The following is a 12,789-nucleotide window of genomic DNA, read 5'->3' as shown; positions in this document are numbered from 1 at the left end:
TATTATTATAGAAGGGTGCATTTTGTTATAAAGTGCACCCTTTTTTTATTTTAGAACATGAAGAATTTCTCCTTCTTTGGAATCGGCTTCTTCGCCAACTTTTTTAATGCGTTCTGTTTGTTCGATAACAACAGCGAATGAGGAAGGTTCAATACCGCCACCTAATTTTTGAGCATAGAACTTGGTGAATTCAGCGCCAAAATATAAAATTGCTGCAGAGTAGTATATCCACAATAACATAACGATGATTGAACCTGCGGCGCCGTACAAACTTGCTGTTGAGGATAAAGTCAAGTATAGCGATATAAAATAGCGACCTAACATGAACAATAAAGCTGTAAAGATTGCTCCACCAAGTATATCTTTAAATTTCACCTTTGCATCTGGCAAAAATGAAAATATGAAGCCAAAGAGCGTCGTGATAATGATAAACGTGACACTGGTATTGATCCAGTCAATTAATGTAATCGGGATAAAAGGAAAATATTGTAGCACAAGATTTGTAACTGCTGCAATGACGCCATTGATCATTAATGAAGCGATAAGGAGGAAACCTAATGCAATAATAATCGAGAAGGAGATGAGCCTGTTAATAATTAATTTTAACCAGCCTTTTTTTGGTTTGGGTTTCACTTTCCAGATTTGATTAATAGAATCCTGAATGTCGACAAATATTGTTGTAGCACTAATAATAAGGGTTACAATACCAATAGTAATTCCTAAATTAGATTTATTTTCAAAGTTTATTTTTTCGATAAAGGATTGAATTTGTTTTGTAACATCTGCTCCGAATAAGACCATTAGCTCATCAAAAACTTCCTTTTGTCCAGTAGTTTCTTTACTCAAATGCTGTCCATAAAAGAAACCGATACACCAGATCACGATCATCAATAATGGACCAATAGAAAACACCGTGTAGTAGGCTAATGATGCACTTTTTTTCATACAGTTGTCGTCCATAAAGCCATTAAAGGCATCATAAACTAATCTTAAAACTTGTTTCCAGTAGGTAGGGGTCAATAAATCTTTAAAGTATACTTCTTTCATAATATGATGGCGGATAAACAAATTTTATTTCAAAAATACCCTCTATTTTTTAGATAGAGGGTATTTTTTCTAATTTTCCTGATAGAGCTTCTCAATTTTCTCATCAAACTCTTTGAGAATGACTTTTCTTTTTAAGCTTAATTTTGGTGTTAACTGACCATCGTTGATGGTCCATTCTCTAGGAAGTAAGATAATTTTTTTGACTTTTTCCCAGTGACCGAATTCTGTAGATAACCTGTCGATTTCTTGATTATATTTTTCGATTACTTTTTGATTTGTAACGATCTCTTCTTTGGAACCTACAGGAATGCCTTTATGTTTCATCCATTTTTCGATTTCTTCAAAAGCGGGAACGATTAAAGCTGATGGAAATTTTCTATTTTCTCCCACGACCATAATTTGTGCAATGAGGGTAGATTCCATTAGTTTTGTTTCAATAGGCTGTGGTGCGATGTACTTGCCACCTGCTGTTTTGAACATTTCTTTTTTACGGTCTGTAATTTTCAGAAATCCATCAGCCGATATTTCGCCAATATCGCCTGTTTTGAAGAATCCGTTTTCATCAAATGATTCTTTTGTCGCTTCATCATTTTTGTAATAGCCAGAGGTGACACTTGGTCCTTTTACTAAGATCTCTCCATCTTGAGCTATTTTTACTTCTAAATTTTTCAGAGGCCGACCAACTGTTCCGAATTTGATACCCGTGTCAAAAAATGTGTTGACTGCTATAACTGGAGATGTTTCGGTTAGACCATACCCTTCTAATACTTTCATATCAGAAGCCCAGAATACACGCGCTAATCTTTCCTGAAGAGCTGCACCACCAGAAACAATAATTTTTATGTTACCACCAAGGGCTTCTTTCCATTTTGAAAAGATTAATTTTCGAGCAATGGCTAATTGAAAATTGTACCAAGCGCTGTTTTTTGTTGGCTCTTGGTAACGAAGGCCAAGGTTTAATGCCCACATGAACAGTGATTTTTTGATTCCAGTTAGGTCTTTTCCTTTCGCAACGATTTTATCATATACTTTTTCGAGTACCCGCGGTACAGTGGTAAAAAGATCCGGTTTAACTTCATTGATATCCACAACAACATTGTCCAGTGTTTCACAAAAATAGATCTCTATACCTTTTGAATAATACATGTATACAACCATCCGTTCAAAAATATGACATAAGGGTAAAAAGCTGATCGCTTTTTTAAAATCGGGTCTTATGAGATGGTAGCAGGCGAGTACATTACTTAAAATATTTTTATGGGATAAGTATACTCCTTTCGGTTTACCGGTGGTACCTGATGTGTAGATTAACGTGAGTAGATCATCTTCCTGTATAGCGTCATTGTAAGGCTTTAGATCTGTATCCAATGTGTCACCAATTTGATATAAGGATTCTAGATCTTTATGATGTTCAGTCTTCTCAAAAGTATAGAGCGGAATTGTTAATTGATGATCTTTTAATGCTGTGTCAACACGTGCAGCAAGCTCGGCATTACTGACGAATATCAATTTAGCTTCTGCATCATTGACAATATAGGATAGGTCCTGTGGAGCTAATGTAGGATACAGCGGTACAAGTGCAATACCCAATTGATTACAGGCAAAATCAATGATACTCCATTCAGGACGGTTTCCGGACATCAGGGCAACTCGATCTCCTTTTATTAAGCCGATACTTATTAGCGCTCTGCTGAGACTATTTATTTTATCAATGAATTCAGTGGTCAAGTAGGTTTTCCAACGACCATTTTTATCGCGTCCAGCAATAATCGTTTTATCGGAGAACTCGGATTTATAATTTGTGATGAGGTCAAAAATTCTACTTTGTTGTGCCATAATGAAATATTTAAAATATTTGCTTAATTGGTTTATTACTAAGTATTCAAATACAATCTAATATATGAAAAATGTTTTGATGTACATTTTTTATATTTAAAATAGTTAATAACAATTTAGTATTTGCGTCGTTTAATTATTGATATTAACTTTGAACGAATAAATTGAAAAACAAATAGGCACGTTAAATATGAAAAAATTATCTTGGATCTTTGGAGTGACAGTTGGCTTATTGGGCGTATCGAACGAAGCTTCCGCGCAATTAGATTCAAAAGGGGCAATTGGGGCTCGTTTTGGTTCTGCTCAGGGAATTACCTATAGACATACACTTTCAAATGACCGAGCTTTCGAAGGGCTTTTGAGCATTCAGAGCAACTCAAATTATAGACGTTTTAGAGTTGTTGGATTGTACGAATATTATAAGCCTATATCAGGTGGTTTTAATTGGTATTATGGATTTGGTGGTGGCCTGGGGTCTTATAAGGAAAAAGACAAAACGATTGATGGAAAACGTGTTGAATATGATTCGGAGCTGGCGCTTAGTATTGATGGAATTATAGGGATTGAATATAATATTCCTGAAACTCCTTTCCAGGTTTCTTTGGATGTTAAACCTTATTTTGATTTCTTGCAATCGAGTACTATCAAGCTTATAGATCCAATCGGTTTTTCATTTCGATATAAATTTTAGATATCCTCTAATAAAACAAAAAAGGTCACTTGATAAATCGAGTGACCTTTTTGCATTTTTATGATAACCAGAATTCTGCTAATTGTTTTTGCTCTTCCGATTGTTCTTTGAGGGGTTGTATACGGAATAATTTTTTATTGGCCGCCCGTATCTCAATTTTCAGTTCTTTTATAATACCATCTCTTGCTATTAAAATATTTAATATATCTCCTTCATTGCTATGCTGCATAAAATAGTCGTATTCTTTATCTTTGAGGTCGAGTCTGATGCCATTGATGGCTATTAATTCATCACGGACATTTAATCCTCCATCCCAAGCTCCCGAACCTCGCTCTACTGCAGTAACGGTTTGAATCCCATCATTTTTTTGATGACTTATTCCAATTCCTAAAGTTTTGCTTTCTGCATTAATGTCTATGATCTCATAACCTACTAGGTTGAAATATGCATTATAGTCAAGTTCACCATTTTCGTGTGCAGCTTTGAAGATATCGGAAACGGATATACCTGTAAATTCTTCTACGAGTCGCTGAAATTCATTTTCTTCAAAACCCCTGTTCTGATCTAAATAGAAATGGTTATATGCTTCTTTTAATACATGATCTAATTTTTTTGTTCCTTTTGAAGCTGCTATAATTTTTAAATCCAGCAACACCGTGAGCATAGCTCCTTTATTATAATAGGATATACTTGAATTAGGTGAATTTTCATCTTGTCTATAATATTTGATCCAGGCATCAAAGCTTGCTTCTGCGCCTGATTGTATGTGATGTCCAGGACGATTCAGTACTGTTGTGAAATCATTTGCTAGTAGATTCAGATATTCTAGTTCTGAGAAGAAACCACATCTTTTGATGATCAGGTTATCGTAGTATGAGGTAAAGCCCTCCATAATCCACAGCCCCGTGGTGTAATTTTCCTGATCATAGTTAAATGGTCCCAATGCTTTGGGACGAAGTCGTTTAACATTCCATAAATGGAAATACTCATGGGCAATTAGGCTGAGGTATGTCTTGTACGATCCTTCGTTACTATATGCTGTCCTTGATGCTCCCAGTACGGTCGAATTGAGATGTTCTAATCCTCCGCCTCCGGATTGGTAGTTATGTGTAATGAAGACGTATCTTTTATTGGGGTTAGAACCCCAGATGCGGGTTTCTTCTTCGACTATTTTTTTGACATCGGCACTTAATCGTTCTTTGTCATAAGTACCACCACCTACCATGGCAAATTCATGCTCTACGTTGGAAGCTTGAATGGTCCAAATATCTTGATTACCGACTTCAAAGGGTGAATCGTAAAGAATATCAAAATCGGGTGCATAAAAAGTATGCGTATCGATTTGTTCAAGACCTGTTGAAATACTGCTCCAGTTTTCAGCGGGTCTGATGGTAACAGTTACTGGGCTGTCAATGTTGCCGTCTATATGTAAAAAGGTTGCAGTCGGTACTATAAAGGCATGCTCGTCATTGATAAAATTAGTACGAACGGATGTTTCAAAACCATAGATATGGTAGTTGATAACAATTGAGCTTTTATTTTTGGTAAATATACGCCAAGTATTTTTGCTTATTTTTTCATATCCTACTTGATCATCAACAGAGAATCGTTCTACTTGTTTAGAATATTCGCGTACTAGGTAGGATCCTGGGGACCAAACGGGCATTTTAACATCAATAAAATCAGACTGAATTTCTTTGATGGACATTTTTACGGCTGCGTAATGTGCTTGAGGCTCACTAAAGGAAACATCAAAATGTATTTTTGACGTATAATTACTTTTTTCAATCATTTTAAAGCGTTAAATAACTGATAGCTATACCAGTTCAAAATTTATTTGTGGTATGCAAAAGTACAAGGTTATGAGGGTTATACAAAATTATTTGACGTAATGTTTTGTAATGGTAGGCCATTTTATTTTATGGCTACATCTTTGGTTAATTTAAACTTGAAAATTTTGTATATTTGATACGCTCGATGTAGCATAATCTTATAATTTATGATTTTAGTCGTTGATAGCGGTTCTTCTAAGTCAGACTGGAAATTAGAGCTTCCAGATAGTCCACCTTTGTCTTTTTCGACAAATGGGCTTAATCCTTTTTTTGTAAACGATAAAGAAATAACCCGAGTAATTAAAGAAATACCTGAGATAATACCTTATGCGAATGAAATAACGGAACTTTATTTCTATGGCGCAGGTTGTATATCTCCAGATCGTAGGGAAATGGTTTCCAATGCGCTGACTCCTTTGTTTGAAAATGCTTTTATTTCGGTTGAGAACGATCTTGTAGGTAGTGCTTTAGCGACTTGTGGTACTAATAAAGGGTATATTGCCACATTGGGTACTGGCTCTGATATTAGTTTTTTTGATGGACAGGAGGTGCAACCCTCTAACCATGGAAATGGATATGTGCTGGGAGATGAGGGATCGGGTGCCTGGTTTGGCAAAAAGTTAATTACATTGTTTCTTTATGGTCGATTGCCTAAGGATCTGTCAGAGAATTTTGCAGAGAATTATCGCATAACAAAGGAGATCGTTATTAAGAATGTGTACCAAAAGGAGAGACCGAATGCTTATTTGGCTTCATTTGCACCATTTTTATCTGCGAATATTACGCATCCGTTTATAGATGAAATTATTCGTTCGGGTTTCGAGGAATATGTACAGACTTGTGTATTAACTTATCAGAATTATCAGGATTACGAGTGTCACTTTGTGGGATCAATTGCTTATTATCTGGATCTGATATTACGTGATGTCTGTAATGGATATAATATTAAAATTGGAAAAATATTGAAATCACCGATCAATGAATTGTTTGATTTTGTGATAGAAAGAGAAAAAAGTTCACTTATTAATTTTTAAAATAACATGATGATTTTATCAACGATTATTGCTTGTTTTTCCATGATATTTGGAAATCCTAGCATTTACGATTATAGTTTTAAAAGTCTCGATGGTAAAGATGTTAAAATGTCGTCTTTTAAAGGGAAGAAAATTTTAATAGTCAATACAGCCTCAAAATGTGGCTTTACTAAACAGTATAAAGATCTGCAAGCATTGTATTCGGAGTATGGAAATGATTTGGTGATCATTGGGTTTCCGGCGAACAATTTTGGGAATCAAGAACCTGGTACGAATGGAGATATTCAGGAATTTTGCGAACAAAACTATGGTGTAGAGTTTTTAATGGCAGAGAAGGTTGAAGTAAAAGGTGATCAGATTGATCCTTTATTTAAATACCTGACTTCGCAAGATAATCCGGATTTCAAAGGTGATATCAAGTGGAACTTTGAAAAGTTTCTAATCGATGAGAACGGAAAGCTGGTTCATCGCTATCGTTCGGCAGTTAATCCACTTGCAGATGAAATTGTCAATTGGGTGAAGAAATAGAAATTGAGAAACCAGGAAGTAAATCTTCTTGGTTTTTTTTTGTGAAATTAGATTGTAAAAAAGAAAGTCCACCTTGGGAGGGTGGACTTTAACTAACCAATTATAAACCTAAATTATGAAAAGTATTTTGTAGCTATTACTAGCTGTTATTATCTTGTTATTATAGTTATACAAAGGTAATGCCAAAATAGGCCATCATATATTAAGTAAATGTTAATAATTTGTTAAATTATAGTAACATCTCCTACATCTTGCTTCGTAAGCTTCTTTTTCACCCAAAAGTACTGTTTTTGTATCTGTAGAAGTCCTGAAAGAGTAATTTGCAGGCGCTCCGCATTGCATGCATACGGCATGTACTTTTGTTACATGTTCGGCAATTGCCATTATATGGGGTATAGGACCGAAAGGTTGTGCTTTAAAATCCATATCTAGACCTGCAACTATGACACGAATTCCTTTATTTGCCAAATTGACACATACCTCTGTCAAACCTTCATCAAAAAATTGCGCTTCATCTATACCGACAACCTGAGTATCATTGCTCAGCAATAAAATAGAAGAGGAGTGTTCAACAGGGGTAGATGGTATACTGTTGCTGTCGTGCGAAACAACTAAACGATCATCATATCTTTTGTCTACTGCCGGTTTGAAAATTTCGACATGGAGTTTAGCATATTGTGCCCGTTTTAGTCTACGGATGAGTTCTTCGGTCTTACCGGAAAACATCGAACCGCATATCACTTCGATACTCCCGTATGCTGGGCCCCTTTGTGTGAAATTATGTTCAGAAAAAAGCATTTAAATGAATTAAAATCAATAAATTGAATATTACTTTCAATCAGTATTAAATCTGATTTTTTAAATAAAATAATACTACTTAAGTCCTGCTAATATCAGAATTTAATATTAAATTTGAGTCTATAAAAGCTACAATACTTAACAATAAAGTATAAATCAGTAAGTTGAAAATGAAGTTTTATTCCTTTTGTAAAATTTAGTGTTTTACTGGAATTACGAACAATGAAATGTATTAATTTATGGTTACGAAACAAAATTTATTTGATAAAATAGGAGATTTATTGCAGGAGTTGGAAGCGCAATATCTTGCGCTTTCAAAGGATGGCTTTGAAGATAAGAAAACTGATTTAGCTCTTTTTGAAGCTACCGCACAATATATTGCCGCTCAGATTGGTGTTTTAAAAGCACAGAATCTGTTGGGTATAGCTCAGAAAATTGAAAGAGCTGATGAACCTGCAGCTCCAAAAGTAGTGCATGACCGGATAGAAGAGGAGAAAGTTTCTTTTAATAACTACTTTACACCTCCTTCCAATTTGTTTCAAAGTGTTCCTGAAAAGAAAGAAGAACAACCTAATGTGGTAACGGAGGTGGTAGATGAAACAGCTGATATCAGTTTGAATACACCACAGAAAGAATTTGCCCCTGTCGAAGATTTAAATTTGAAAGAAGAGCCTGCTAAAGAGAAACTTACTCAGGAGGAGGTCATTCCTGAAGTAGAGAAAGTGACTTTTGACAACAGTATCCCTGAGCCTGTGTCTGCTACTACTCAAGAGGATAAACCACGAGATCGTGTAACTCCAACATATGAAAAAGAGGAGGCAAAGCCTCAACAGGTAGCCGTTAATCCGGTGGAACAAGAGAAGTTAGTTGTTAATGAAGTTATTGAAGAATCAAAACAAATCTTGATTGAAGAAGAGATTCGTCCAGATGTGGAGCAAGAGACTCCTTCAAGACCGTTAACGTTAAATGAAATTATTTCACAACAGAAAAAAGCTGGTGTACAAAACCGGGTTTATGAGATGAACAATGCCTCAGGAAATTCGGGTCAGGTGAAAGATATCAAATCGATCATTAATTTGAATGATAAGCTGCTGTTTATTAAGGATCTCTTTAATGGGTATAGTTTAGCTTACAGTGAAGCTGTTGAATTATTGAACAGATGTAACGATTATGCGGAAGCGGATGCTTTTCTGCAAACGAATTATGCGGTTAAAAATAGATGGGTTGAAAAACCACAATCGGTTGAAAAGCTGTATTTATTGATTCGTAAAAGATTTGCATAAAAAAAAGCTGACTTCAAGTCAGCTTTTTTTATTGTAATTGAAACTGTATCCAGATATTTCCCTCTAAGCCGTAAAAAAAATATTTAGGCTGCAGTATTTCCGCTAATGTTTCTAATTCTAAGCAGTAGTCAGCTCCCGGAGTTTTTCCAAATTCCTCCTTATTGATTAAAAAAACTTGATTTAGCTTAACGGCATTACTATCAGACCAGTTTGTGTCAGATAATAGTGCGGGAATTTGTGCTATTGTTAATTCTTCTGAATTGATAATAATAACTTTATCTGCTTCCGAAATGGTGTAAGTAGGTATACCACCTGCTATTTTAATACACTCTTGTAAATAGTCACTGGTATTGATTACGGCAGGATTGAGGCCATCTAAAAGAATTACTTTAGGGCGATCGCTTGCTGCAATAAATTTCAATTTATGAATGATGATATGAACTTCATCATCCAAAATTTCTAAAAGCTCTGCGGTTTTTTCATCCTTATTTAATAGTCTTCCAATAGACTCTGTATAATTTATAATATCATGACTCGTGACCAAATTACTGGATAGGGTATAGATTTGCTCTAAAATATCCGTTGGCAACAAAGTTTTGTCTACTTCATATTGATTCAGAATAGCTTCAACTAAAATTTCTTGATTGCTTTGCATGATGCAAATTTACAAATGATGATTTGATTTGCGAATTAAATTGAAAGGTTATTTTGTCATCTATGATTTGAATTCAAATGTGTAAATTGCATTATATTTAGAATTGTTCATTTAGATCATATATTATGTTTGATAAATTATTCCAAGCGCAACAAAAAGCACAAGAAATTAAACAAAGATTAGATAATATTTCTGTTTTTGGAGAAGCTGAAGGTGGATTGATAAAAGTAGTTGCAACTGCTAATAAAGAAATTAAAGAAATTACAATTGATCCGATCTTCTTGAGTAATGCGGATAAAGAGGAACTGGAAGAATTGCTTGTCGTGGCTTTAAATAAAGCGATGACCCAAGCTGAAAATGTGAGTCAATCTGAGATGTCTGCTGTTAGTCAGGATATGCTTGGTGGTTTAGGAGGCCTATTTAATCAATAGTTTTATGAAAGCGACATATTACGGACAATCTTGTGTTATGTTCAATTTTGATGGACACGAGGTATTAATGGATCCTTTTATCACTTATAATCCCTTGGCTAAGGGTGTAGACGTTAATGCTCTATTACCAGAATATATTTTTTTAAGTCACGGTCATCAGGATCACGTGGCAGATATGGCACAGATTCAAAAAAATAGCCAAGCAACTGTTGCAGCTATTGTAGAGACTGCTGCATGGGTTAGGAAACAAGGAGTTCCGGATGAAAAAGTAATTGAGTTCAATTTGGGAGGTACTATTGTGACTTCTTTTGGGACTGTGAAGATGGTGTATGCTATGCATACAAATAGCACTCCTGACGGACAATATGGTGGATTTCCTGTTGGTTTCATTCTGCATTCTGGTAACAAGAAAATTTATTTTGCAGGAGATACAGCGCTTACAATGGAAATGAAGCTTTTGGCTGATCTTGAATTGGATTGGGCATTTTTACCTATCGGTGGACATTATACCATGGATGTTGATGATGCGGTAAAGGCGGCAGAATTTATTAATTGTGATAAAATAGTGGGTGTGCATTACGATACATTTCCCCCTATTACCATTGATAAAGTTAATGCTTCTGAAAAATTCGCAAATTATGGTAAGACATTATACTTACCAGCAATTGGTGAATCAATTGAATTATAACAAATAAGGGGAATGCAAATCCCCCCTTATTTGTTATATCGTTACCAGATTTTTTAGATCTTCTAAGGTGAATAGTGGTGTTTCTGTCAGCTTGTTTTTGAGAATGGATTCTTTATAATCTTCGTAATGAAATAATCGCCATTCGCCGTTATGATATTCTAAACTGCTTAAGTTTTCAACCCAATCACCTGAGTTCATGTAAGTCACTGTTCCTTTCCGGGTAATGACTTCTTTGATTTGTGGTTGATGGATGTGTCCACAGATCACATAGTCGTAATTTTTTTCAATAGCTAGTTCAGTGGCTGTTTCTTCAAAATCAGAAATGTATTTGACAGCTTTTTTAACACTGTTCTTTATTTTTTTTGATAATGAATATTTCTCACGCCCCATTTTAAGCAAGATCCAATTGATAATATGGTTTAATTGGATCAGTTTATCGTATCCCCAACCGCCTAATTTTGCTAACCATTTTGAATGATGGATGGAGGCATCAAATACGTCACCATGGAATATCCATGCTTTCTTATTGTTAAGGGATAGTAAGAGTTTGTTGGTTAATTTGATATTGCCAAGTTTTAAATCTGCAAATTTTCGGAGCATTTCATCATGATTACCGGTGATGTAATGCACTTCGGTGCCATTGGCGCTGAGATCGATTATTTTTTTGATAACATGTAAATGCTCGGATGGGAAATAGCTTTTTTTGAATTGCCAAATATCGATTATATCGCCATTTAAAATCAGCATTTTTGGTGCGATCGACTCTAAATAATAGAGTAACTCTTTTGCGTGACTTCCATGTGTTCCGAGATGAATGTCTGATAATACTACGATATCGAGATTTCTTTTCATAACTTCCGTTTTTCAAAAGACGCATTTTATTATGATCTGTATATAAATGCTTTGTTATGAAATTATTAAAAATATAAAGGGTGAAGATACGATCTTCACCCTTTATATTTTTAATACTAAAATAGCTTGAAACTATTTTGACGCTCTATTGATGTGGAATTGAACTAAATCATCGATAGGGGAACGTAATATTTTGCCAACTTTCATGCCGTACTGTACTGCTTTTTCCTCCAAAACATTACGGAAATTATAGCCTACAGAACCGATACAGTTGAATGTATATTCTTGGTAGTTTGGATATTTACTAACTAAGTTTTTGAAAAATGCTTCGAAAGCATCATCTACAATAGCACGTGTATATTCAATATTCACATTGTTGTCGTAAACAAATTTGCTGAAACTTGCGCAGAAACGGTTCGCTAATGGCTTTGTGTAAACGGTATCCATGATTTCATCTGGAGTGATCTTGTAGGTGTCGTAAAATACTTTACGAACATCTTGAGGCATTAAATCACGGATGTAATCTGTTAATAATTTTTTACCGATATAACTTCCGCTACCTTCATCACCTAAGATGTAAGCACATGAGTCGATGTTATAGGTAATGTCATTTCCATCATAAATACAAGAATTGGTACCCGTTCCTAGAATGGCTGCAAAACCTGATTCAGTACCTAATAAAGCTCTTGCGGCAGCTAATAAATCGTGACCAACCTCAACTTGAGCTTGTTGGAAAACTTCTTGGATAGCTTTAATAACGATTTCTGCTTTTTCTTTATTATGAACGCCTGCACCGTAATAGTTAACCTCTTTAATTTCATCAAAAGGTAAATCATTTGGTAAGCCTTTTCTTAAAGAGTTAACGATGTATTCGCTATCTACAAAATATGGGTTATACCCTTCTGTATTGAAGTAAATTTTTTTGTTTGAATCATCCAACAAACACCAGTTTGTTTTCGTTGACCCGCCGTCAGCAATAATAATCATTATTGAGTAGTTTTAATTGAGTTTTTTCGTTTTAAAATTGGATCATTTGAATCCGATTTTCGAAAATACATTTTTTTATTTATAATTTATGTATGATCAAAGCACTAAAATGAAAAATTATTTCATT

The 12,789-nt window shown here is 34.8% G+C and carries 13 protein-coding genes; 6 read left to right on the top strand and 7 right to left on the bottom strand.

What is annotated here, in order from left to right:
• Window positions 1-45: 45 nt before the first annotated feature.
• Entirely contained in the window at window positions 46-1,047 is a 1,002-nt protein-coding gene (locus M2265_RS11250) for a YihY/virulence factor BrkB family protein (protein WP_021188696.1), read from the bottom strand.
• A gap of 69 nt (window positions 1,048-1,116) precedes the next feature.
• The gene (locus M2265_RS11245; RefSeq protein WP_132772061.1) at window positions 1,117-2,883 is read right to left on the bottom strand and encodes an AMP-dependent synthetase/ligase; all 1,767 of its coding nucleotides are present in this window, start codon (window positions 2,881-2,883) and stop codon (window positions 1,117-1,119) included.
• 190 nt (window positions 2,884-3,073) lie between these two features.
• Here M2265_RS11245 and M2265_RS11240 point away from each other — a divergent pair, with 190 nt between their 5' ends.
• Window positions 3,074-3,574: a hypothetical protein gene (locus M2265_RS11240; protein ID WP_132772060.1), complete on the top strand. Its 501-nt coding sequence runs from the start codon at window positions 3,074-3,076 to the stop codon at window positions 3,572-3,574.
• A 58-nt stretch (window positions 3,575-3,632) separates the two neighbouring features.
• Here M2265_RS11240 and M2265_RS11235 read toward each other — a convergent pair whose 3' ends face one another.
• On the bottom strand, window positions 3,633-5,366 hold the full coding sequence (locus M2265_RS11235) for a M61 family metallopeptidase (protein ID WP_132772059.1): 1,734 nt from the start codon (window positions 5,364-5,366) through the stop codon (window positions 3,633-3,635).
• 207 nt (window positions 5,367-5,573) lie between these two features.
• Between M2265_RS11235 and M2265_RS11230 the strand changes: the two genes are divergently transcribed.
• Both M2265_RS11230 and M2265_RS11225 read left to right on the top strand, forming a co-directional pair.
• A complete protein-coding gene (locus tag M2265_RS11230; RefSeq protein WP_132772058.1) occupies window positions 5,574-6,440 on the top strand; it encodes an N-acetylglucosamine kinase in 867 nt (288 codons plus the stop codon).
• 9 nt (window positions 6,441-6,449) lie between these two features.
• Window positions 6,450-6,968 (top strand): glutathione peroxidase, encoded by a 519-nt coding sequence (locus M2265_RS11225; RefSeq protein ID WP_132772090.1) that lies wholly within the window; start codon window positions 6,450-6,452, stop codon window positions 6,966-6,968.
• 213 nt (window positions 6,969-7,181) lie between these two features.
• On the opposite strand, the gene M2265_RS11220 is transcribed toward M2265_RS11225, so the two are convergent.
• Window positions 7,182-7,766, bottom strand: coding sequence for a thymidine kinase (locus tag M2265_RS11220; RefSeq protein ID WP_021188691.1), 585 nt, complete (start codon window positions 7,764-7,766; stop codon window positions 7,182-7,184).
• A gap of 239 nt (window positions 7,767-8,005) precedes the next feature.
• Here M2265_RS11220 and M2265_RS11215 point away from each other — a divergent pair, with 239 nt between their 5' ends.
• A complete protein-coding gene (locus M2265_RS11215; protein ID WP_132772057.1) occupies window positions 8,006-9,049 on the top strand; it encodes a hypothetical protein in 1,044 nt (347 codons plus the stop codon).
• Window positions 9,050-9,077: 28 nt separating this feature from the next.
• Here the strand turns inward: M2265_RS11215 and M2265_RS11210 are convergent, their stop codons facing one another.
• Window positions 9,078-9,704, bottom strand: a complete 627-nt coding sequence (locus M2265_RS11210) for a hypothetical protein (RefSeq protein WP_132772056.1) — start codon at window positions 9,702-9,704, stop codon at window positions 9,078-9,080.
• Between the two features lie 125 nt (window positions 9,705-9,829).
• Between M2265_RS11210 and M2265_RS11205 the strand changes: the two genes are divergently transcribed.
• Both M2265_RS11205 and M2265_RS11200 read left to right on the top strand, forming a co-directional pair.
• Window positions 9,830-10,135 (top strand): YbaB/EbfC family nucleoid-associated protein, encoded by a 306-nt coding sequence (locus M2265_RS11205; protein ID WP_132772055.1) that lies wholly within the window; start codon window positions 9,830-9,832, stop codon window positions 10,133-10,135.
• A gap of 4 nt (window positions 10,136-10,139) precedes the next feature.
• Window positions 10,140-10,823 carry a metal-dependent hydrolase gene (locus M2265_RS11200; RefSeq protein ID WP_132772054.1) on the top strand — a complete coding sequence of 228 codons (684 nt, stop codon included), beginning with the start codon at window positions 10,140-10,142 and terminating at the stop codon, window positions 10,821-10,823.
• A gap of 33 nt (window positions 10,824-10,856) precedes the next feature.
• Here the strand turns inward: M2265_RS11200 and M2265_RS11195 are convergent, their stop codons facing one another.
• Window positions 10,857-11,675, bottom strand: coding sequence for a UDP-2,3-diacylglucosamine diphosphatase (locus M2265_RS11195; protein WP_021188686.1), 819 nt, complete (start codon window positions 11,673-11,675; stop codon window positions 10,857-10,859).
• A 132-nt stretch (window positions 11,676-11,807) separates the two neighbouring features.
• A complete protein-coding gene (locus M2265_RS11190; RefSeq protein WP_021188685.1) occupies window positions 11,808-12,662 on the bottom strand; it encodes an N-acetylglucosamine kinase in 855 nt (284 codons plus the stop codon).
• Window positions 12,663-12,789: the final 127 nt, after the last annotated feature.

The sequence above is a fragment of the Sphingobacterium kitahiroshimense genome (assembly GCF_025961315.1).
Taxonomy (GTDB): domain Bacteria; phylum Bacteroidota; class Bacteroidia; order Sphingobacteriales; family Sphingobacteriaceae; genus Sphingobacterium; species Sphingobacterium anhuiense.
This window is presented reverse-complemented; position numbering and strand designations above follow the sequence as displayed.